General features: G+C 50.2%; 20 protein-coding genes and 2 tRNA genes. 8 read left to right on the plus strand and 14 right to left on the minus strand.

Annotation, left to right across the window (positions count from 1 at the left end; genetic code table 11):
* Positions 1 to 77 precede the first annotated feature (77 nt).
* The 7 genes from gudD to syd form a co-directional block, all read right to left on the minus strand.
* On the minus strand, positions 78 to 1,418 hold the full coding sequence (gudD, locus tag MPHASIOC01_RS16095) for a glucarate dehydratase (protein WP_353612918.1): 1,341 nt from the start codon (positions 1,416 to 1,418) through the stop codon (positions 78 to 80).
* On the minus strand, positions 1,418 to 2,779 hold the full coding sequence (locus MPHASIOC01_RS16100; RefSeq protein ID WP_064601061.1) for an enolase C-terminal domain-like protein: 1,362 nt from the start codon (positions 2,777 to 2,779) through the stop codon (positions 1,418 to 1,420). Before MPHASIOC01_RS16100 ends, gudD begins: the two co-directional genes overlap by 1 nt.
* Positions 2,763 to 4,139 carry an MFS transporter gene (locus MPHASIOC01_RS16105; RefSeq protein ID WP_064601063.1) on the minus strand — a complete coding sequence of 459 codons (1,377 nt, stop codon included), beginning with the start codon at positions 4,137 to 4,139 and terminating at the stop codon, positions 2,763 to 2,765. The genes MPHASIOC01_RS16100 and MPHASIOC01_RS16105 overlap by 17 nt, the downstream gene beginning before the upstream one ends.
* Before the next feature lie 390 nt (positions 4,140 to 4,529).
* On the minus strand, positions 4,530 to 4,973 hold the full coding sequence (locus MPHASIOC01_RS16110; RefSeq protein ID WP_064601244.1) for a flavodoxin: 444 nt from the start codon (positions 4,971 to 4,973) through the stop codon (positions 4,530 to 4,532).
* A gap of 4 nt (positions 4,974 to 4,977) precedes the next feature.
* A complete protein-coding gene (gene truC, locus MPHASIOC01_RS16115) occupies positions 4,978 to 5,769 on the minus strand; it encodes a tRNA pseudouridine(65) synthase TruC (RefSeq protein ID WP_353614949.1) in 792 nt (263 codons plus the stop codon).
* Between the two features lie 2 nt (positions 5,770 to 5,771).
* Positions 5,772 to 6,101, minus strand: a complete 330-nt coding sequence (locus MPHASIOC01_RS16120) for a YqcC family protein (RefSeq protein ID WP_353612919.1) — start codon at positions 6,099 to 6,101, stop codon at positions 5,772 to 5,774.
* 642 nt (positions 6,102 to 6,743) lie between these two features.
* Complete coding sequence (syd, locus tag MPHASIOC01_RS16125) at positions 6,744 to 7,292, minus strand: SecY-interacting protein (RefSeq protein WP_064601069.1); 549 nt, start codon at positions 7,290 to 7,292, stop codon at positions 6,744 to 6,746.
* Between the two features lie 174 nt (positions 7,293 to 7,466).
* On the opposite strand from syd, the gene queF reads away from it, so the two are divergent.
* From queF to xni, 3 genes are all read left to right on the plus strand, one after another.
* Entirely contained in the window at positions 7,467 to 8,315 is an 849-nt protein-coding gene (gene queF, locus MPHASIOC01_RS16130) for an NADPH-dependent 7-cyano-7-deazaguanine reductase QueF (protein WP_064601072.1), read from the plus strand.
* Positions 8,316 to 8,486: 171 nt separating this feature from the next.
* On the plus strand, positions 8,487 to 9,851 hold the full coding sequence (ppnN, locus tag MPHASIOC01_RS16135) for a nucleotide 5'-monophosphate nucleosidase PpnN (RefSeq protein ID WP_064601074.1): 1,365 nt from the start codon (positions 8,487 to 8,489) through the stop codon (positions 9,849 to 9,851).
* 211 nt (positions 9,852 to 10,062) lie between these two features.
* Positions 10,063 to 10,818: a flap endonuclease Xni gene (gene xni, locus MPHASIOC01_RS16140; RefSeq protein WP_064601245.1), complete on the plus strand. Its 756-nt coding sequence runs from the start codon at positions 10,063 to 10,065 to the stop codon at positions 10,816 to 10,818.
* A gap of 40 nt (positions 10,819 to 10,858) precedes the next feature.
* Here the strand turns inward: xni and rlmM are convergent, their stop codons facing one another.
* The 4 genes from rlmM to MPHASIOC01_RS16160 form a co-directional block, all read right to left on the minus strand.
* Positions 10,859 to 11,959: a 23S rRNA (cytidine(2498)-2'-O)-methyltransferase RlmM gene (gene rlmM, locus MPHASIOC01_RS16145; protein ID WP_353612920.1), complete on the minus strand. Its 1,101-nt coding sequence runs from the start codon at positions 11,957 to 11,959 to the stop codon at positions 10,859 to 10,861.
* Positions 11,952 to 12,347, minus strand: coding sequence for a DUF423 domain-containing protein (locus tag MPHASIOC01_RS16150; RefSeq protein ID WP_064601079.1), 396 nt, complete (start codon positions 12,345 to 12,347; stop codon positions 11,952 to 11,954). The genes rlmM and MPHASIOC01_RS16150 overlap by 8 nt, the downstream gene beginning before the upstream one ends.
* Positions 12,348 to 12,386: 39 nt before the next feature.
* Positions 12,387 to 13,304: a glycine cleavage system transcriptional regulator GcvA gene (gene gcvA / locus MPHASIOC01_RS16155; protein WP_064601081.1), complete on the minus strand. Its 918-nt coding sequence runs from the start codon at positions 13,302 to 13,304 to the stop codon at positions 12,387 to 12,389.
* A gap of 352 nt (positions 13,305 to 13,656) precedes the next feature.
* Positions 13,657 to 13,884, minus strand: coding sequence for a YgdI/YgdR family lipoprotein (locus MPHASIOC01_RS16160; protein WP_064601083.1), 228 nt, complete (start codon positions 13,882 to 13,884; stop codon positions 13,657 to 13,659).
* A gap of 190 nt (positions 13,885 to 14,074) precedes the next feature.
* On the opposite strand from MPHASIOC01_RS16160, the gene csdA reads away from it, so the two are divergent.
* Together csdA and csdE are read left to right on the plus strand one after the other, a co-directional pair.
* Entirely contained in the window at positions 14,075 to 15,280 is a 1,206-nt protein-coding gene (gene csdA, locus MPHASIOC01_RS16165) for a cysteine desulfurase CsdA (RefSeq protein ID WP_353612921.1), read from the plus strand.
* A 5-nt stretch (positions 15,281 to 15,285) separates the two neighbouring features.
* Positions 15,286 to 15,726, plus strand: coding sequence for a cysteine desulfurase sulfur acceptor subunit CsdE (csdE, locus tag MPHASIOC01_RS16170; protein WP_353612922.1), 441 nt, complete (start codon positions 15,286 to 15,288; stop codon positions 15,724 to 15,726).
* Here the strand turns inward: csdE and tcdA are convergent.
* Together tcdA and mltA are read right to left on the minus strand one after the other, a co-directional pair.
* Positions 15,717 to 16,529, minus strand: coding sequence for a tRNA cyclic N6-threonylcarbamoyladenosine(37) synthase TcdA (gene tcdA / locus MPHASIOC01_RS16175; RefSeq protein ID WP_064601246.1), 813 nt, complete (start codon positions 16,527 to 16,529; stop codon positions 15,717 to 15,719). The two genes, csdE and tcdA, sit on opposite strands and share 10 nt — an antisense overlap.
* 62 nt (positions 16,530 to 16,591) lie before the next feature.
* Entirely contained in the window at positions 16,592 to 17,686 is a 1,095-nt protein-coding gene (mltA, locus tag MPHASIOC01_RS16180; protein ID WP_064601247.1) for a murein transglycosylase A, read from the minus strand.
* A gap of 206 nt (positions 17,687 to 17,892) precedes the next feature.
* Between mltA and MPHASIOC01_RS16185 the strand changes: the two genes are divergently transcribed.
* Both MPHASIOC01_RS16185 and MPHASIOC01_RS16190 read left to right on the plus strand, forming a co-directional pair.
* Positions 17,893 to 17,969, plus strand: a tRNA-Met gene (locus MPHASIOC01_RS16185).
* A gap of 61 nt (positions 17,970 to 18,030) precedes the next feature.
* Positions 18,031 to 18,107, plus strand: a tRNA-Met gene (locus MPHASIOC01_RS16190).
* A 182-nt stretch (positions 18,108 to 18,289) separates the two neighbouring features.
* On the opposite strand, the gene amiC is transcribed toward MPHASIOC01_RS16190, so the two are convergent.
* Positions 18,290 to 19,543 carry an N-acetylmuramoyl-L-alanine amidase AmiC gene (gene amiC / locus MPHASIOC01_RS16195; RefSeq protein ID WP_064601089.1) on the minus strand — a complete coding sequence of 418 codons (1,254 nt, stop codon included), beginning with the start codon at positions 19,541 to 19,543 and terminating at the stop codon, positions 18,290 to 18,292.
* Positions 19,544 to 19,791: 248 nt separating this feature from the next.
* Between amiC and argA the strand changes: the two genes are divergently transcribed.
* Complete coding sequence (gene argA, locus MPHASIOC01_RS16200) at positions 19,792 to 21,123, plus strand: amino-acid N-acetyltransferase (protein WP_064601091.1); 1,332 nt, start codon at positions 19,792 to 19,794, stop codon at positions 21,121 to 21,123.
* The last annotated feature ends 12 nt before the right edge of the window (positions 21,124 to 21,135 follow it).

Consider the following 21,135-nt stretch of genomic DNA (forward strand, 5'->3'; position numbering starts at 1 on the left):
TCTCTTGGTTACATATTGGCAGTCTGTGCCAGGCCTGAAACTTGTACAAACCTGGCCTGTGTCGGTAAAAATCGCGGTTAACGCACCATGCATGGGCGTTTGTTATCAAACGTCCAGTCAGGGATAAGATACTGCATAGCCATGGCATCATCTCGTGCGCCAAGTCCGTGTTTTTGATACAACTCATGAGCTTTCATGACCTGGTCCATATCCAGTTCAATACCCAAACCGGGTTTGGCCGGTACCTGAACCATACCGCCTTTAATCTGCAGTGGTTCGCGAGTCAGACGCTGGTTACCTTCCTGCCAAATCCAGTGGGTATCAATAGCGGTGACCTTACCCGGTGCCGCAGCAGCCACATGGGTAAACATTGCCAGAGAAACATCAAAGTGATTATTGGAATGCGAACCCCATGTCAGCCCAAAATCATGGCACATTTGAGCAACACGCACCGAACCCTGCATCGTCCAAAAATGTGGGTCAGCCAGCGGAATATCCACAGACTGTAGCGATAAAGTATGGCCCATCTGACGCCAGTCTGTGGCAATCATGTTGGTTGCGGTTGGCAACCCGGTAGCACGGCGGAACTCAGCCATTACTTCACGGCCAGAGAAGCCCTGCTCCGCACCGCAAGGATCTTCTGCATATGCCAGAACACCTTTAAGTTGCTTGCCCAAAGCAATCGCTTCATTCAGCGACCAGGCCCCATTAGGATCCAGAGTAACCCGCGCTTTCGGGAAACGTTTTGCCAGTGCAGTAACCGCTTCCGCTTCTTCTTCGCCAGCAATAACACCGCCTTTGAGTTTGAAATCATTAAAGCCGTACTTTTCATAAGCAGCTTCAGCCAGGCGCACTACGCTGTCTGGAGTCATGGCTTTATCATGGCGCAACCGGTACCAGTCGCATTTTTCATCTGCCTGGTTTTGGTAAGGCAGAGGTGTCTGTGTGCGATCACCGACGAAAAACAGGTAACCCAGCATTTCAACTTCATTACGTTGTTGCCCATCGCCGAGCAATGATGCAACGTTAACTCCCAGGTGTTGGCCCAGCAGATCCAGCAGTGCCGCTTCGATACCGGTCACAACATGAATCGTGGTACGTAAATCAAATGTTTGCAACCCGCGACCGCCTGCATCACGGTCTGCAAATGTTTGGCGAACCAGGGTCAGCACATTTTTATATTCGCCCAGTGCTTTTCCCTTAACCAGTTCTACTGCATCTTCCAGCGTTTTACGGATTTTTTCGCCACCGGGAATTTCACCCACACCGGTATGGCCGGCGTTATCTTTAATAATGACAATATTGCGGGTGAAGAAAGGGGCGTGAGCGCCACTCAGATTCATCAGCATGCTGTCGTGGCCTGCAACGGGAATAACCTGCATACCGGTTACGACAGGAGTAGAAGTTACGTTACTCATTAGCTTGTCCTTGTGTTCATATAATCACGACCAAAAGCGGGGCGTTTACGATCAAATGTCCAGCCTGGTACCAAATACTGCATTGCACTGGCATCATTCCGTGCGCCTGCAGGCAATGTTTTATACAACTCATGGGCTGCCTGGACCTGCTCCCAGTCCAGTTCCACACCCAACCCGGGTGTATCCGGCACAGCTATTTGCCCATTAACAATTTCCAGTGGTTTTTTCGTCAGGCGCTGGTTACCTTCCTGCCAAATCCAGTGAGTATCCAGCGCGGTGGGTTGGCCCGGAGCGGCCGCGCCAACATGGCTGAACATCGCCAGTGAAATGTCAAAATGGTTGTTTGAATGGCAACCCCAGGTAAGCCCCCAGTCATCACACAGTTGTGCCACACGAATGGCACCACTGAGCGTCCAGAAATGAGGGTCCGCCAGCGGGATATCCACCGCGTTCAGCATGACTGAATGCCCCATTTCACGCCAGTTGGTGGCAATCATATTGGTTGCCACAGGCAACCCGGTGGCGCGCCGGAATTCAGCCATCACCTCGCGGCCAGAAAAGCCCTGTTCAGCCCCACAAGGGTCTTCGGCATATGTCAGCACATCCTTCATTCCCTTGCACAACGCCACGGCTTCATCCAGCAACCATGCCCCATTCGGATCTACGGTTATGCGGGCATCAGGAAATTGCTTTTTGAGCTGCACAGCGGCATCGAGTTCCTGTTCGCCAGGCAAGACACCCCCTTTGAGTTTGAAATCTTTAAAACCATAGCGGTCTTGTGCTGCCTGAGCCTGGCGTACAATCGCCTCTGAATTGAGCGCTTCCTGGTGGCGCAGGCGATACCAGTCGTGGGTTCCTGGGCTGCTTGCCAGATAGGGCAAATCCGTTTTCCGCCGGTCACCGACATAAAACAGATACCCCAGAACTGTCACGGTGTCGCGCTGGCGACCTGGCCCCAACAACTCACATACCGGTACATTCAGAACTTGCCCCAGTAAATCAAGGCATGCAGCTTCCAGTGCGGCAACAGCATTCACTCGTAATTCAAACGTCCACGCGCCTTTACCGAAAGTATCAAAATCCGCAGATTGATTACCTTTGTGCACTTGTTGTACCAGGCGGTTCAGACAGGCAACTTCCTGCCCGACAACCTGGGGAATTGCCTCATTCAGCGTGCGATAAATCACTTCACCGCCTGGGGCTTCCCCAACACCAGTATGCCCGGCGTTATCAGTAAGCACGACGATGTTGCGTGTGAAACAGGCGTTATGTGCACCACCAATATTGAGCAGCATACTGTCGTAACCTGCCACGGGGATAACCTTCATCTCCGTGATAACCGGGCTAGATTGTGTGTGCATGTTTCGCCTCCTGCCCTTTAACGGGTTTGAGCTCAATACGTTTGATATCACCGACAATAACCAGGAAGCTCAGCACCGCAACCAGGGCGTGAACACCGACATAAATCAGCGCGCCGTGGAAAGACCCTGTCATCCCGATGATGTAACCAATGGCAATCGGTGTCACAATGCCGGAGAGGTTGCCAAACATGTTGAACAACCCACCGCTCAGGCCACTGATCTCTTTCGGTGCAGTATCGGCCATCACCGCCCAACCTAATGCCCCCAGTCCTTTTCCGAAGAAAGCCATAGCCATAAAGCCAACCACCATCCACTGCGCATCAACGTAATTGCACAGCACCATCGTCATGGACAACAACATGCCACATACAATGGGTACTTTACGGGCAACATTGAGGGAACCGGTGCGACGCATCAGCCAGTCGGAAATAATGCCACCCAGCACGCCACCCGCAAATCCACAGACAGCCGGCACAGATGCGATAATCCCCGCCTTAAGAATTGACATTCCACGCGCCTGAACCAGGTACACCGGGAACCAGGTAATAAAGAAATAAGTCAGAGCATTAATGCAATACTGGCCGAGATAAACCCCCATCAACATCCGTGACGACAGTAATTGCTTAATTTGCCCCCATTTTTCAGACATTGGCACCTGATGTTTAGCCCCTTTCTGATCCATATTGATCAGAGCGCCGCCTTGCTCGATATACTCCAGTTCTGCTTTATTCACACCCGGGTGGTTGTTAGGTTCGTGGATCATTTTGAGCCACAGGAAGCTGATGAGGATCCCAAGTCCGCCCATAAAGAAGAAGACATGAGACCAGCCCACTGCATGAGTCAGCCAGCCCATAATCGGCGCGAAAATAACGGTAGCGAAGTACTGCGCAGAATTGAAGATAGCCACAGCAGTTCCCCTTTCCTGGGCAGGAAACCAGGCTGCGACAATACGGCTATTGCCAGGAAACGAAGGCGCTTCAGCGAGGCCGACAAGAAACCGCAACATAAACAGCGCAGCGATAATGCCAAACCCACTGAATATATCGACAAATCCTTGCAATAAGGTAAACAGTGACCAGATGAAAATAGACCAAAAATAAACCCGTTTAGAACCAAAACGGTCGAGCAACCAGCCTCCCGGGATTTGCCCAATCACATAAGCCCATGAGAAGGCCGAAAAGATATACCCCATACCAACAGGATCAAGACCAATGTCTTTCGCCATGGCGGACCCGGCTATAGACAGCGTTGCGCGGTCACCATAGTTGAATGATGTGACGATAAACAGCATCACCACAATCCAGTATCGGGCGTTAGTGCGCTTCTGCACATTATCCGCAACCTGGCTGACTGTGTTCATGTTGTGCTCCTGAATCTCTACGTTGAGCGACTCCCATTCTGAACAACAGAACCTGTAGGGCACTTCAGAATGATGAATAAAGGCCGCAGCGTTAGTTGTTATCTGGCGCCCTGAGGGCTTTACGCATACGGAATATGTACTGGCTTATGCAGTATAAAAACACGTAGTGCACTGCTCACCGTGCAAGAGCACAAGATTCAGGGGAAGAGGAATAAGAAATTTAAGCATCGGACCAACGTGCTGCGTACTTCTTCACGATTTGCCTGATTAGCTACCAAATGGGGCTCATCAGGCAGTGAATTGTATTGGGACGTGAGCGGCATCACTTGACAGCCATACCGCAAAACAAAGGCACACTAAATAAAGGGAAATTACAGAAACATCAGATGATTAAATCAAGTGGCCCCAGTGCTCAACCCAGGCATTGGTCACTTGCTCAGGTTCCGGGTCTTCTGCTGCGTCCACCAACAACATATCGCCAACTCGCTGCGCCGCTACATCCTTAAGCAAGGCATCAAACTGCTTCCCACCACCACAAAAGTGTTCATAGCCGCTGTCGCCAAGGGCTACCAGGCCATAACGGTGGTGCGGGAAATACCCGGCATCTTTAATAGCGTGGTAGAGGGAGCGAATGTTATCGGGCAAATCCCCATTACCGGTAGTGGAAGTAATAACCAGGGAATAATGGCCCTGGTAACGCGCCCAGTCAGCGATTTCAGGGTCTTCAAAAATGGTGACATGATGCCCTTGCTGCGTTAATAATGCTTCTGCCTCTTCGGCAACTAACAGTGCGTTTCCATACACAGTGCCAACAAAAATACCGACTTCTGCCATCCTGTTAACCTCTTGTTGTTTCGCAATCACACCCATCCTGGCTACCACCAGAGACAAACTCAACCCTTTCATTCTCTTTCAGGATCCCTTGCCAGCCAAAATGTGACAATGCCTGCATCCAGCTTTTATCCAGCCCGGCATTTATCACCAGAGGTTCGCCAGTAAAAGGGTGTGTCAGCGCCAGTTGGCTTGCATGAAGCATAAGCCGGTTACAACCAAAATGCTCGGCTGCTCCCCGGTTCTGGCGCAAATCACCATGTTTTGTATCGCCAATAATAGGATGGCGCAGATGCACCATATGGCGGCGTAGCTGATGTTTACGCCCGGTCTTAGGTAACAGTTCAACCAGGCTGTAACGTGCGGTGTCATAGCGGCCAACCGGCACCGGCATTTCCACTGTCGCCAGACCGCGATATTCAGTTACAGCAGGCTGTGCAACTTTATCTTGCCGGGAAAATTTATCCGCGATTTTATCCATTTCTTCTATCAGCGGGTAATCCAGTACATCAGTTCCCTCAAGCCAGCCACGGGTAATTGCATGATAGCGCTTTTGAATTTCATGCTGCTCAAATTGACGGGATAGCCTGCGCCCTGCTTCACTACTCAGCCCAAGCAACAACACGCCCGATGTCGGCCTGTCAAGGCGATGCACAGTAAACACATGCTGGCCGATTTGATCACGCACTGTCTGCATGACCACCACTTTTTCGTCCCTGTCCAGCCAACTGCGGTGCACTAACCAGCCTGAGGGTTTATTGACTGCGACCAGCCAGTCATCCTGGTAGAGAATTTCCAGTGTCACGATTTATCACCTGAAAATAAGGCGTCCAGCTCCACCAATACTGCCAGTACGGATTCCCGGCCAGTGTGGTCTGGGGCAAGCGCCTGTTCATAATAAGGCGCGACTGCGAAGTTCTCGGGTAATGCATGTGAGCCATCCAGTAACGCATGCATCCGGGGAATAAGCACCCATTGCAACCATTCATAAGGTTGTAAGGTATCAAGAAAGAATGGCTGTGAACTTTCGAAAGCACTGGCATGAGGTGGTTCGGCCTGCCACTGCCCACAATCACGCAACTGTTGTTCAAGCATGTGCAGATGGCGGCGTACGGCCTGGTGGTGGTTCATGGGTTTCTCCGGGCAACATCAACAGGCACAAGCATACCATTGCCGGCGGTAATGAGAAAAACAGTGGGTGGGAAACAATAATAAAAAAGGGAGCACTGTTAAACAGTGCTCCCGGTTCGTTTAGCAGCTATCCGGCTACTTATTATGCTCCCTGCTCATCCTTGACAACTTTTCCTGATTAACAATCCTTGTTAGTGCTTCCTGCACGCGTCTTCCCGATGCTACAAGCGCCCCCCGACGCATCTTTCCTTAAGTCATCCTGACCCGCCTGACTCCTGTCGGGCTCTCATTCTCCATCCTGGAGGTGTCCTTTTGCGCAACCTTGCGCTATCCTCTTTGCTTCATCCTGAAGCCTTCCCTGTTACACCTTCTGGTGTGTCCTGTTTGAAGAGACGTCATCCTGATATCTGCTTCATTATCAACTCCCTGTCGATGACATTAGAATCGCTGATTCAGCAGGCAGTTACAAGATGGTATCAGATAAACCCTACGTAAAGTTTCATCCGCTAATGTATAGCTCACCTTTAACAGTATGATAATAAAAATTTTTTAAAAACAACCATCTAAAAGGTAATGCATTTTCTCTGGCAATTATCCTACAACTTTGTAAGAGATATCTCACAAGGAAGTAAGCCAAAAGGACTACAAAGTCCGCGGACTGGCCTCTTCAAGGAACCGGGTAAGTGAAGGAGCGAGAACCTGACGCACCTTACGCCCGAGTGTTTCGAGCACCACTTCACCACTCAGGTTACACACAGCAACCACCTGTGACTCACTTTCAACAGTGCCAATGAAAACCGTTGGTGAAAGTTTTAAACGCCGTTGAGTAACCAGATGCCCAATCACATTCTCCTGCACACGGGTAAAATCTTCTTCACTCCATACCTGCAGTAACGTTAACGGTAATCCCCCAAACGTTGCCAGCATATCACCGGCAAATTGCGTGGTGTAAAACTGGTGAATCGCTGGCTGAAGGGTTATCCCCATGGCTCGCTCAACAGCGCCCAAATCTTCAGACAGGCTAAAAGGCTGAGGTTGCCAGTACACCACATCTTTTTTAGTTTGCGTAATACAGGGTGATGGTACACCGAACAGTTCATCACTCGCCGGGTGGGTTCCACACAGTTGATCCCACGTCTGGCTGTATCGTGTGGTAAAATCCTGCAAAGCACTCTGAACAGCGTTATCCACTCTTTTCTCCGAAGAAGTCACTGCACACCGGCAACCAGGCGAGAAGATGCCGGGTAGCGTTAACGACCAAAGCGGACACCATACAGGATGGTAGCGCTGCTTGCTAACTTCCGGCTTCAAAATTTACGCTAAAAATAAGTACCACCTTTTCGGCATCCTATTTAAAGGTAAAGTATGACTGTTTACGATAACCACAAGGCGCTCAGCGGCCTTACACTGGGTAAAACAACGGATTACCGGGATCGCTACGACGCTAATTTATTGCAACCTGTTCCCCGCAGCCTGAACCGCGACCCACTGGGGTTGCACGCCGATAGCCTGCCGTTCCACGGTTGCGACATTTGGACATTGTACGAACTATCCTGGCTTAACAGCAAAGGTCTGCCTCAGGTTGCTGTTGGGCATGTTGAACTGGAAGCGCGCAGCGTCAACTTGATTGAATCGAAGAGTTTTAAACTTTACCTCAACAGTTTCAACCAAACCCATTTTGAAAGCTGGGACGACGTACGCCAGACACTGATTCGTGATCTGAGCCAGTGTGCAAAAGGCCAGGTTGCCGTCACGCTGTATAGCGTTGGTTTTCTGGAAGGGCAACCTATCGCCGCTTTTAACGGGGAGTGTATCGACAACCAGGATATCACTATTGATGATTATCAGTTTGATGACACGTTGCTCGAAGGCGCCGCAAGCACAGGGCCGGTCATTGAAGAAACACTGGTCAGCCATTTACTGAAGTCAAATTGCCTGATTACTCACCAGCCAGACTGGGGTTCAGTACAAATCGCCTATCAGGGCAAGCGCATTGATCGCGAAAAGCTGCTGCGTTACCTGGTCTCTTTTCGCCATCATAACGAGTTCCATGAACAATGTGTTGAACGCATCTTTAATGATATCCAGCGTTACTGCCAACCCAAAGCACTTAGTGTTTATGCCCGCTATACCCGTCGTGGTGGGCTGGATATCAACCCCTGGCGCAGCAATTATGCGTTCACCCCCGCGACAGGCCGCCTGCCCCGCCAATAATCCCTGTGGCTCATGGATGAGCTAAGTTCCAAATCAGTTTTCGCTATGCGAACCAACACGCGAATCAACACAATAATGCAAACTGTTGCACTCGTGTGGGTTGTTAAAACCCACAAGCCAGGGCTATTGTAATCACAGGGAGCTGTGCCTTTAGCCCCATAAGGAGTCTACTTGATTACACATATCAGCCCACTTGGTTCAATGGATTTGTTGTCGCAACTGGAAGTCGACATGCTTAAGCGCACGGCCAGTAGCGATCTTTATCAACTGTTTCGTAACTGTTCACTTGCCGTTCTGAACTCGGGTAGCCAGACAGACAGCAGCAAAGAACTGTTATCCCGTTTTCAGAATTTTGACATCAACGTACTGCGCCGGGAACGTGGCGTGAAACTTGAGCTGATTAACCCGCCTGAAGATGCTTTTGTCGATGGGCATATCATTCGTTCACTGCAGGCCAACTTGTTTGCCGTGTTGCGCGATATTCTGTTCGTTAACGGGCAGATTAATCTTGCCAGCCGGGTACAACACCTGAATATGGAAGCCTCGGTACATATCACTAACCTGGTGTTCTCGATTTTGCGCAATGCCCGGGCATTGCATGTTGGTGAAGCCCCGAACCTGGTTGTTTGCTGGGGTGGCCACTCAATTAATGAAACTGAATATTTGTATGGCCGCAGCGTAGGTAACCAACTCGGCTTGCGGGAATTGAATATCTGCACTGGTTGTGGGCCCGGAGCAATGGAAGCCCCGATGAAAGGTGCGGCGGTTGGGCACGCACAACAGCGTTACAAAGATGGCCGGTTTATTGGTATGACTGAGCCTTCAATTATCGCCGCTGAGCCGCCAAACCCACTGGTTAATGAACTGATAATCATGCCAGACATCGAAAAACGCCTTGAAGCATTTGTGCGTATTGCTCATGGCATCATCATTTTCCCGGGTGGTGTAGGCACTGCAGAAGAACTGTTATACCTGCTCGGTATTCTGATGAATCCGGAAAACCAGAATCAGGTACTGCCGCTGATCCTCACCGGGCCAAAAGGCAGCGCGGATTACTTCCGGGTACTGGATGAGTTCATTGTTAACACGCTGGGTGAAGAAGCCCGTAAACATTACACCATCATTGTTGATGATGCGGCTGAAGTGGCGCGCCAAATGAAAAAAGCGATGCCGATGGTGAAAGAGAACCGTCGTGAAAGCGGAGATGCTTACAGCTTCAACTGGTCATTACGTATTGCGCCAGACTTGCAACTCCCCTTCGAACCCACCCATGAAAATATGGCGAACCTTAACCTGCACACGGAGCAGCCAGCAGAGAAACTGGCCGCTGATCTGCGCCGGGCTTTCTCAGGAATTGTCGCGGGTAACGTGAAAGAAGTAGGCATCAAAGCGATTGAATCCTTTGGCCCGTATAAGATCCATGGTGACAGCCAAATAATGAAACGGATGGATGATTTACTGCAGGGTTTTGTAGCCCAGCATCGTATGAAGCTCCCAGGATCAACCTACATTCCCTGCTACGAAATTTGTAGTTGATAGTGAATTAATATCGGGTTAATGCGTAGCCATTCATAAAGGGCAGTGAATACTGCCCTTTTTTATTGAGTAACATCTTTTCGTTCGGTGCGAACATAAGGTTTGTTACTGAAAAAAATGGAAACTGCCGCGCATTGTTTTCCCCTGTCATGGTAGTAAAAGCCATAAAATGGTAGGGTTTATTTATGGTAACCTGCTGAAAAATACTGCTATGTCATCACACTTACTGATAATTGACGCGCTGAATCTTATCCGGCGCATTCATGCCGTATCCGGTTCCCCTTGCCGGGATACCTGCATACATGCGCTCAGGCAGTTACTTAACCACGCCAGCCCCACTCATGCTGTTGCAGTATTCGATGATGAGAACCGGCACGATGGCTGGCGCTACCGCCTGTTCCCGTCATATAAAGCAGGGCGTTCAGCAGTACCGGAAGATTTACAACATGAAATGCCGCTGATTCGCGAGACTTTCGCCGAACAGGGTGTCGCCTGCTGGTCTCTGGAAAACTGCGAGGCCGATGACCTGGCTGCAACGCTGGCCGCAAAAGTTGCTGCAGCCGGGCAGTTGGCCACCATCGTTTCCACCGATAAAGGCTACTGCCAACTCCTGTCGCCCACTATTCGTATTCGCGACTATTTCCAAAAACGTTGGCTGGATGCCCCGTTTATTGCAGAAGAGTTTGGCGTAACACCAGAGGCATTACCCCATTACTGGGGCCTGACGGGTGTTAGCAGCAGTAAAATTCCAGGAGTGCCGGGTATTGGCCCCAAAACCGCCAGCCAGTTAATCAGCCAGTACCAGACTCTGGAAAACCTCTGGCAACACCTGGATGACGTTCCGCAAAAGTGGAAGAAAAAGCTCACAGGGCAATATGATAATGCCCTGCTTAGCAGAAAACTGGTTACGCTGGAGACCGGGCTGGTGTTATCAGGCAACCTGCAGCAACTGCGCCTGAAGCGATAGCCCGGATTACTGGCGCGCAAAACCAGTCACTACAGTACGCTTAGCGCTCGTCGCGCCGCCCACCGACAGCTGCCCACCAGCGGCGTACATGTACGGTGACTTCCTCCCGGTCATGATACAACTGCCTGGCCTGAATGGTGGCATTAATACCCTGTTCATCCAGAGCATTACGAATAAATGCCAGATTTTGCGACACCTCTTCATAACGCTTTTTCATTGGCAGTTTGAGGTTAAAAATGGTTTCACGGCACCAGCCATTTACCAGCCACTGTACCATCAGTGCCGTTACTTTGGCGGGATTTTCCACCATGTCGCACACCATCCATGAAATATTATTGCGATTAGGGCGGAAGCGGAAACCATCTTCCCGCAACCAGGTTACCTGCCCGGTATCCATCAGGCTTTGTGCCATAGGCCCGTTATCCACAGAGGAAACCCACATGTTGCGTTTCACCAGTTGATATGTCCAACCGCCCGGGCAGGCTCCCAGATCCACGGCATACATACCATTCGCCAGGCGTTCATCCCATTCATCTTCAGGAATAAACACATGAAAAGCTTCCTCCAGCTTGAGGGTGGAGCGGCTTGGCGCATCGGAGGGAAACTTAAGACGAGGTATTCCCATATAAAATGGCGAATTATTGGTACTCAGGGAATAACCCACATAGCAACAACCCGGAGCGATAAAAAAGACATGAACCACCGGGCGACGGTTGTTTTCAACTTTTGATAAGACCCCGGCAGCACGCAATGCACCGCGTAACGGTACCGTAAATTTACGGCAGAACTTCATCAGTTCTTTACTTTCGTTGGTATCAGCAACTTCCACACGCAAATCGCCGCCTTTATCAACCTGGCCGGTGAGTGCGGCAACAACTGGCGTGATACGATCCTCCGGCGGCAAATCTTTGAGCAACTCGCCAGTAATGAACATTTGCCGGGCAAAAATCAGCGACATAAATGGCAGATTTTTTATCAGTTTTTCTGCATCGCCATCCTGGTAGCATTCAAATAATACCCAGGCAGAATGCTCTTTTACCCGGGCAAAGCCGTACACTTCTAATTGCGCCGCTTTGTCAGTTATTTCCGCGGCACACTCTTTTTCAAAACCCTGCCGGCAGTAAAGTACTACCTTATTCATGCGTTACACCTTTGCGTTTCAATCGAATTGCGCCAATCAGCATCAATACCCAACCGGCTAAAAAACTCACTCCTCCAACGGGGGTGACAAAAGCCCATAAACGGAGTTGGGACAAGGCCAGGCAGTACAAACTGCCGCTGAACAAAACCGTCCCTAATGCCAGAAAAACACTACTCCAGTAAAACCAGATACTGATACGGCGTTGCATCGCCACCGCCAGGCCTAAAATTGCCAGCGTATGAAATGCCTGATACTGGAGCCCGGTATGTATCCATCCCAGTTCAGCGACCCCAATAGACTTACTGAGAACATGTGCGCCGAATGCGCCAAAGGCGACATAAACAAAACCGCTCACTGCGGCAAAAATCAGCATAAAACGGCTGGTCATGGTATTACCTTAAATTGTGCTCTGCCCTGGCAGTACAGATTAATGATCGTAACGAAAACGGAATTTTTCTTGTTCACTGGCCGCTTTCGCAAGGATCCACTGCCGGAAGGCTGCGATTTTTCCCAGTTCCGCCTGGCTGTCATGACAAACCAGATAGAACGCGTTTTTACTCACCAGCACATCATTGAAAGGACAGACCAGACGGCCTGCTTCAATCTCAGATTGCGCCATAACATTGTTGGCTAACGCAATTCCTTGCCCGTGGATAGCCGCCTGCAACACCATTGAGCTGTGGCTAAATATCGGCCCCTGTTGCACATTAATATGGGCCAGCCCCAGTTGCCGGGTGTAGGCCTGCCAGTCACGGCGCGACGCATCATGCAAAAGCGTATGCTGAATTAAATCCTCAGGGGATTTTAACGGTTTATCTCCGGTTAACAACAACGGCGAACAAACAGGAAGCAAATACTCGGCATACAGCTTTTCAACACGCAGCCCCGGCCAGTTTCCCCGTCCATAAAAAATGGCCACATCGACATCATCCGCCAGTTTATCTTCCTGCCTGTCCACCGCCTGAATACGTACATCAATCCCCGGGTAATCAGCATTGAAGCTTGATAAACGCGGTACCAGCCACTGTATTGCAAAACTTGGCAGTAAACTGACAGTCAACGCCCCTTTCGCACTCCGCGCCTGTAGTTTGCGCGTTGCCTCAGTTAACTGGGAGAATATCTCTTTGATATCGAGAAAATAGCTCTGTCCTTCCTCTGTAAGCAGAAGGGAACGGTTACGTCGACGGAATAATTTAAGCCCCAGAAAATCTTCCAGGGACTTTATCTGGTGGCTGACCGCAGCCTGAGTCACGAATAGTTCTTCAGCCGCTTTGGTAAAACTCAAATGGCGTGCAGCAGCATCGAACACACGTAATGCGTTGAGAGGTGGAAGTCGCTTTGACATCTTTGCCTGGCTTTTATGTTAACCAATAATAACAAACAGGAAACAGAGTTTAACCTATTAGTTTTTTTTATCTGAGCCATTATAAATTGTCCGTTGAGGTTGCACCAGCAAATACCTATAGTGGCGTCACTTCCTGAGCCGGAACGAAAAGCTATTCTGAAATGAAGGTTTTAGAGGGGCTTTTGGCTTACGGTTGTGATGTTGTGTTGTTGTGTTTGCATTGGTCTGCTATTCAGACCCTGGCGGCAAGGGCTGCCTTTTTCACTTCCTGTACATTTACCCTGTCTGTCCATAGTGATTTGTATAGCACCGCAATTTGCGGTGCTTTTTTTTGCCTGAAGATCAGCGAATATCAATCATCCAGCGCCGTCATTTCTTTTACATCTGAACGGTTTATCTGTTGCTTAGCTCCACTGGCATCTTCATATTTAATCATGCCAGTTTCATCATCGGTTGAGGGTTTCCCCTGAGTGACAATCGTTCTGCCATCATTGGTGTGCATCACATAATTGGGTCCGGAGCAGGCTGAAAGTGCCAGTGTCATCATCCCCGCACACAGCATTGCATAAATCTTTGTCATTCTCGCCTCCTTCAGTATGAGATGCTGCTTTATAATGCAGCCACACTATTGAAAATAAAATTGCTAACACTATTCAGCATAACAAACTCCCTGACAGCCATTTTCATTCCTGGAGGAATCTGAATCCCCGTCATGGCTTGTAGAACAGTTTAAAATACGCCACGATCAGCGCTATGAAATGAGGAAAAGCATGAAATCATTTAATCCCAGCCAGTTTCGCGCCCAATTCCCCGCACTGAATGATGGCTCGATTTATCTCGATAGCGCAGCAACTGCCCTGAAACCCGGCGCAGTCATTGATGCGACCACAGCATTCTATAAAAGCAGCGGAGGCAACGTTCACCGTAGCCACTCAGCACAGGCGCAGCAATTGACGGAGCAGTACGAAAATACCCGTACTATGGTAGCCCAATACCTGAATACCCCAGACCCGAACACTATTGTCTGGACCCGGGGCACCACAGAAGCCATCAATCTGGTAGCCCAGGGTTTTGCCCGCTCTCACCTGCTGGCCGGAGATGAAATTATCGTTAGTGAAGCAGAGCACCACGCTAACCTGGTACCCTGGCTTATGGTGGCTGAACAGACTGGTGCCAGGGTGGTGAAATGGCCGGTGAACAGTGAAGGCCTGCCGGATATTCAGCAATTACCCGGCTTAATGACCTCGCGCTGTAAAATTTTAGCTGTTGGCCAAATGTCTAATGTTACAGGTGGCCAGCCAGACCTTGTCCAGGCGATAACCCTTGCGCGCCAGGCCGGGGCATACGTTGTTGTTGATGGCGCGCAGGGCATTGTCCACAACCCACCAGACCTCACCACACTGGATTGTGACTTTTATGCATTCTCCGCCCACAAACTGTATGGCCCGACAGGGGTTGGCGTACTGTATGGGAAAGCGGAGCTACTGGCAGAGATGTCGCCTTTGTTGGGGGGCGGGAAAATGATTACTGACGTTTCCTTTGACGGCTACACTGTGCAATCAGCCCCCTGGCGCTTCGAGGCTGGCACGCCCAACATGGCAGGCGTCGCGGGCCTGAATGCGGCACTGCAATGGCTAAGCCAGGTTGATACTGCTCAGGCTGAAGCCTGGGCCTGCCAGTTAGCCGACAGCGCAGCGCACCAGTTAGCAAAAAGGCCCGGAGTCCGGCTGTTTCGGGCTCCCCACGCCAGCCTGTTTGCTTTCACGGTTGATGGCCTGCACCACAGTGATATAGCAACACTGATTAGTAGCGCCGGTATCGCTTTACGTTCTGGTCAGCATTGTGCGCAACCCTTGCTTGCTGCGCTGGGTGTGTCAGGTACACTACGGGTTTCATTTGCGCCTTATAACACGCCAGACGATGTTGCCGCCCTGGTTGCAGCGTTTGACCAGGCGCTGTCAATTTTGTTGGACTAAGCCATATGCCTTTAACCGGACAACACCCTTTCGGAACCCAGATAACACCAGAATCCTTGCAACACGACTTTGCACCACTCACCACCTGGGAGGAAAAGTACCGTCAGTTAATTATGCTGGGCAAAAAACTCCCGCCACTACCCAGTGATGAACGGGAGCGGGCACACGAAATCAGCGGTTGTGAAAACCGTTTATGGCTTGGGTGGGAGCAGGCTGAGAATGGGCAACTGCATTTCTTCGGCGACAGCGAAGGGCGAATAGTACGCGGCCTGCTGGCAATTCTGTTAACCGGTATTGAAGGGAAAACCCGTGAGCAACTGCAAAATAGTAGCCCACTGGCGCTATTTGAAACCTTAGAGCTGCGTGCACAATTGAGTGCCAGCCGCAACCAGGGGCTGAATGCTCTGGAAGCGGCGGTAAAAAAAGCGGCGCACAGTCAGCCCTGAGACAGGCGGGCAGCTTTAGCCAGCATCTTTTTCAATGCATGTGATACAGCCACAAAGCCAAAAGTTGCGGTAACCATCGTTGCCGCACCAAACCCGGAAGCACAGTCCATGCGTTTTGGTCCTTCTGCGGTACTTTTCGCGGCGCAAACAGTGCCATCCATTTGTGGGTACACCAGAGCTTCTGTGGAGAAAACACAGTCCACACCAAGCTTTCCTTTACTGTTTTTCACCACGCCGAAATCACTTTTCAGACGTTCACGGACTTTGGCAGCCAGAGGATCCTGGATAGTTTTCGCCAGATCTGCCACCTGAATCTGGGTAGGATCGATTTGACCACCCGCGCCTCCCGTTGTAACCAGAGGTACTTTATTGCGCCGGCACCAGGCTATCAGCGCTGCTTTCGGGCGCACACTGTCGATGGCATCAATTACGTAGCTGAAGCCTTTATCCAGCAGTTGTGCCACGTTATCCTGGGTAACAAAGTCATCCACAACCGTCACCTGGCATTCCGGGTTAATTGCGGCAATACGTTGTGCCATGACTTCCGCTTTCGCCAGCCCGACATTTCCCTGCAATGCATGTATTTGCCGGTTCGTGTTGGTGACACAAACATCATCCATGTCAATCAGCGTAATTGCACCCACACCAGTACGCGCCAGCGCTTCCGCCACCCATGAACCCACGCCACCAATGCCAACAACACAAATATGCGCATCAGCAAAACACTGCAGAGCCTCACGCCCATAAAGCCTCGCAGTACCGCCAAAGCGTTGCAGCCAGGCATCCGTCAGTACGACAGCCATGAAAAACCTCAGATGTTCTACAAATAAAACGGGCTGGATAATCCAGCCCACAAGGAAGAGAGTCAGCCATTAAATATACCGGTTCCTGGCGCTGTTTTCAGCACCCAAACACGGCCATAATGGTTGAACCAACCAGCGCGATGCCCTGCAGCATCGCCAATCCCCTGATAAATATCGAAATGCTGGCCTTTAATAGCACCACCGACATCCAAAGCGACCATCACTCGCAACTCATACTGACCAGCGAATTTGCCGTTGTCATCCAGCACAGGCACTTCTGCCAGAATCGTGCTGCCCGCAGGCACAATGGAACTGTCTGAAGCCACAGAAGCCCGGCCAACCAAAGGTACCGCACTGGCACCTTTTACCGGAGCCAGTTTTTCAGGTTTAAAGAAAACAAAGGAAGGGTTCTGCTCAAGCAGTTCGCGCACTTCTGCTTCACTGTGTTGCTGACCCCATTCACGAATCGCCTGCATAGACATGTCTTCGCGCTTTACTTCACCCCGGTCGATTAATACCTTACCGATACTCACGTAGGGGTGACCATTTTTACCGCCATAACCAAAGAATGTCAGTGGTTCACCATCACCAAAGTCAACATAACCACTTCCCTGGACATCCATAATAAAATTGTCCATCAGGGAGTTACTCCAGGCGAGTACATATTTATCACTCAGTGCACCCGCGTATATCTGAGCACGAGAAGGTAACCGGCCGCGTTTTGGCGGCATACGGTAAATGGGGTACTGGAAAGCGCCCTGGCGGGTATGGCGGGCCTGAATAACTGGTGTGTAATAACCAGTGAACTGCACGTTGCCATAATTATCCACACCCTGCATTTGCCAGGCGTCAATGCCAAACTGGCGTAGCGTTCGGGTATCTCCCCCTGAGCGTAACCAACGTTCTACCGCCTCATAGACGGCACTCTGAGAACCGTACAACCGGGGTGATGCCCCCTGAATAAGCCCCACCTGCTTTGCAAAATCACCGGCATTGATTGGCGCACCTACGGCATCTGGCTGGTTTACCAGTGAGAAAGGCTGAGTGAGTTCACCGTCTTTATATTGTTGACCACGATCCGTTGGTTTTGAGGAACAGGCCGCCAGCATGGTCGCCAGACAGCCTGCAATTAATACCTTCCCCCAATGAGATTTCATGATTTTCCCTTCGTTATAACTGCGTTCGCTTCGCGAAGATAACAAACCCTTGGCCTGAATAAAATCAGCGGGCTCGCGCCAGCCGGTGATATGTACAAAAACCCGGCATTTAGCTGAATATTTCACCGGCACTGGCACGAATCAGCATGTTGATTTAAAAAAAGGTTGCATCACAACATGATGAGTGTATAGTGCGCTTCCACAGACGCGGGGTGGAGCAGCCTGGTAGCTCGTCGGGCTCATAACCCGAAGGTCGTCGGTTCAAATCCGGCCCCCGCAACCAATTTTGCAAAATAAGCGTTATATGCTGTTTGCAAAATAAAAAAGTGAAGAAGAAAGACGGACGCGGGGTGGAGCAGCCTGGTAGCTCGTCGGGCTCATAACCCGAAGGTCGTCGGTTCAAATCCGGCCCCCGCAACCAATAAATTAACACCCTGACGGGTGTTTTTTTGTTTTTAGCACCAGAGAAAACGTTTACAACACCTCGTTGCCTGAAACGCCTCCAGCAGCCATGTTCATAAGCAACTACCCGCTATTTTTTTACTGACTGCAGCAAAGAAGAACCGCCTGAGGTGCTCTTCTCTGCTGGTCTATACCCAGGGGTTAGCTGCGACGAGCCAGTGTGGAGCTGTCTGAGAAATAAGCCTGTATTCCGGAGAAAATAGACTCGGCCACTTCCTGCTGGAATTTAGCGGTTTTGAGCTTACGCTCTTCTTCCACATTACTGATGAATGCGGTTTCCACCAGAATAGAGGGAATTTCAGGTGCTTTCAGAACAGCAAACCCCGCCTGATCCACACGGTTTTTATGCAGGCGGTTCACTCGCCCTAGTTTATTCAATACGTCTTTGCCAAACTTCAGGCTGTCTGTGATAGTTAACGACTGCACCATATCAAACATGGTGTGGTCCAGATAACGGTCACCACTTTTACTGACACCACCAATTAAGTCTGCAGCGTTCTGTGTCTGTGCCAGGTATTTCGCAGCGGTACTCGTCGCACCTTTCGTTGATAATGCGAACACAGACGAACCACGGGCTTCACGGCTGGTAAATGCATCCGCGTGTATCGAGACAAACAAATCCGCCCGCTGTTTCTGTGCTTTCGCCACCCGAACTTTCAATGGAATAAAGACATCTTCGTTGCGTGTCATGTAGGCCTTCATGTTGGCCTGCTTATCGATCAGTGACCGTAAACGGCGGGCAATCTGCAATACAACATCTTTTTCGCGTGTTTTATATTTCCCGATAGCCCCCGGGTCTTCGCCACCATGCCCGGGATCTATCATAATAATAATAGGTCGGTCACGACCGGCTTTACCTGGTTGTGGACCTTGCGGCTGCGCCGGCATTTTTTTATCTAAATCGCCATTGTTGTAATCTTCCAGCAATGCCAGCAACGGATCCTGTTCACTGGGAGCATTAACCGGGTAAAGATCCATAACCAGGCGTTCTTTGAATTCAGCAACAGGTGCCAGCGCAAACAAATGAGGGGTGACATTTTGTTTGAGTTCAAACACCAGGCGCACAGTGTGAGGGTCAAACTGGCCAACACGCGCGGAACGAATATAAGGATCATTGGCGCTGATAAGCTTACCCAGCCCTTTAAGAACCGAATTTAACTGTACGCCTTCTATATCCAGAACAAGGCGGGATGGGTTACTTAAGGCAAACTGCTTGTACTGGAGCTGGTGATTGGATTCAACAGTAACGCGCGTATAGCTTGATGCAGGCCAGACACGAATCGCGATGATCTGGCTTGCGGCAGCAAAACTCAACGGGCTGACGCTCAGGAGCCACATCGCGCCTGCACCTTTAAGTAAATTTCGACGGCTAAACAATGAATGAGAATCTGACATGCTTCTCCTGAGCATTTTAAAACGCTGCGTTGTCAGGCCGGAAAATGTGCCACAACGGTAAATATTAAATCGAAACTTTAACCAAAGGTTGTGCACCTGTCATCAATAAAAGGGTAAACAAACCTCAACAAATCAGGCCTTACCCCAAAGACCTGCTGTTTTACAGGGTTAAATTTGGGCTTGCACCCAGGCCCATAAAAGAATAAAAATACACTTATTTCGAATAATCATGCATTGAGGGTGTTGCCGTGGTAAAGGAGCGTAGAATCGAGTTGGTGCAGGGATTCCGCCATTCTGTCCCCTATATTAACGCACACAGAGGGAAAACCTTTGTCATCATGCTGGGTGGTGAAGCCATTGAGCATGAGAATTTCTCCAGTATTGTTAATGATATTGGTTTGCTGCACAGCCTGGGTATCCGCCTGGTTGTCGTATACGGTGCTCGCCCACAGATTGATGCAAACCTTGCCGAGCACCATCACGAACCGGTTTACCATAAGAATACCCGAGTGACAGACAGCAAAACACTGGAGCTGGTGAAACAGGCTGCAGGCCTGTTGCAACTGGATATCACTGCCCGCCTGTCTATGAGCCTGAACAATACCCCATTGCAGGGCGCACATATTAATGTCGTTAGTGGTAACTTTATTATTGCCCAACCTCTGGGTGTGGACGATGGTATTGATTATTGCCACAGCGGCCGTATTCGCCGAATTGATGAAGAAGCCATTCACCGCCAGTTGGATAGCGGCGCAATTGTATTAATGGGCCCGGTCGCTGTCTCCGTTACTGGTGAAAGCTTTAACCTGACATCAGAAGAAATCGCCACGCAACTGGCCATCAAACTCAAAGCAGAAAAAATGATTGGCTTTTGCTCATCGCAAGGTGTGACAGATGAAGACGGGAATATTATTTCTGAACTCTTCCCGAATGAAGCACAGCAACGCGTAGATGCGCTCGAAGCTGAAGGGGATTATTATTCAGGTACTGTGCGTTTCCTGCGTGGGGCAGTAAAAGCCTGCCGCAGCGGGGTACGCCGCAGCCACCTGATAAGCTACCAGGAAGATGGTGCATTACTGCAGGAGCTGTTCTCCCGCGATGGTATCGGTACTCAGATTGTAATGGAAAGTGCGGAACAAATTCGCCGTGCAACTATTAACGATATTGGTGGGATCCTTGAGTTGATTCACCCGCTGGAACAACAAGGTATTCTGGTACGCCGTTCTCGTGAACAGTTAGAAATGGAAATTGATAAATTCACCATTATTCAGCGAGATAACCTGACAATAGCCTGCGCCGCACTCTATCCGTTCCCAGAAGAGAAAATTGGCGAGATGGCCTGTGTAGCCGTGCACCCTGACTACCGCAGTTCAGCCCGGGGAGAAATACTGTTGGAACGAATTGCCAGCCAGGCAAAACAAATAGGGCTGGATAAACTGTTTGTGCTGACAACCCGCAGTATTCACTGGTTCCAGGAACGCGGGTTTACACCTGTTGATATCGACTCATTACCCGAAAGCAAAAAGAAAATGTACAACTACCAACGGCGCTCTAAAGTGCTGATGGCCAGCCTTACCTGACCAGTTTATCGC

Source organism: Mangrovibacter phragmitis (assembly GCF_040429585.1).
GTDB classification, from domain to species: Bacteria; Pseudomonadota; Gammaproteobacteria; order Enterobacterales; family Enterobacteriaceae; genus Mangrovibacter; species Mangrovibacter phragmitis.

What these genes read in the sequence shown, in the direction of transcription:
- MPHASIOC01_RS16100 (WP_064601061.1), bottom strand. Translation starts at nt 2,779, where the DNA reads ATGCACACACAATCTAGCCCGGTTATCACGGAGATGAAGGTTATCCCC.
- gcvA (WP_064601081.1), bottom strand. Translation starts at nt 13,304, where the DNA reads ATGTCAAAGCGACTTCCACCTCTCAACGCATTACGTGTGTTCGATGCT.
- MPHASIOC01_RS16120 (WP_353612919.1), bottom strand. Translation starts at nt 6,101, where the DNA reads ATGAACCACCACCAGGCCGTACGCCGCCATCTGCACATGCTTGAACAA.
- MPHASIOC01_RS16150 (WP_064601079.1), bottom strand. Translation starts at nt 12,347, where the DNA reads ATGACCAGCCGTTTTATGCTGATTTTTGCCGCAGTGAGCGGTTTTGTT.
- MPHASIOC01_RS16160 (WP_064601083.1), bottom strand. Translation starts at nt 13,884, where the DNA reads ATGACAAAGATTTATGCAATGCTGTGTGCGGGGATGATGACACTGGCA.
- tcdA (WP_064601246.1), bottom strand. Translation starts at nt 16,529, where the DNA reads ATGGCTGTCGTACTGACGGATGCCTGGCTGCAACGCTTTGGCGGTACT.
- queF (WP_064601072.1), top strand. Translation starts at nt 7,467, where the DNA reads ATGACTGTTTACGATAACCACAAGGCGCTCAGCGGCCTTACACTGGGT.
- amiC (WP_064601089.1), bottom strand. Translation starts at nt 19,543, where the DNA reads ATGTCAGATTCTCATTCATTGTTTAGCCGTCGAAATTTACTTAAAGGT.
- csdA (WP_353612921.1), top strand. Translation starts at nt 14,075, where the DNA reads ATGAAATCATTTAATCCCAGCCAGTTTCGCGCCCAATTCCCCGCACTG.
- csdE (WP_353612922.1), top strand. Translation starts at nt 15,286, where the DNA reads ATGCCTTTAACCGGACAACACCCTTTCGGAACCCAGATAACACCAGAA.
- MPHASIOC01_RS16110 (WP_064601244.1), bottom strand. Translation starts at nt 4,973, where the DNA reads ATGGCAGAAGTCGGTATTTTTGTTGGCACTGTGTATGGAAACGCACTG.
- rlmM (WP_353612920.1), bottom strand. Translation starts at nt 11,959, where the DNA reads ATGAATAAGGTAGTACTTTACTGCCGGCAGGGTTTTGAAAAAGAGTGT.
- gudD (WP_353612918.1), bottom strand. Translation starts at nt 1,418, where the DNA reads ATGAGTAACGTAACTTCTACTCCTGTCGTAACCGGTATGCAGGTTATT.
- xni (WP_064601245.1), top strand. Translation starts at nt 10,063, where the DNA reads ATGTCATCACACTTACTGATAATTGACGCGCTGAATCTTATCCGGCGC.
- mltA (WP_064601247.1), bottom strand. Translation starts at nt 17,686, where the DNA reads ATGAAATCTCATTGGGGGAAGGTATTAATTGCAGGCTGTCTGGCGACC.
- MPHASIOC01_RS16105 (WP_064601063.1), bottom strand. Translation starts at nt 4,139, where the DNA reads ATGAACACAGTCAGCCAGGTTGCGGATAATGTGCAGAAGCGCACTAAC.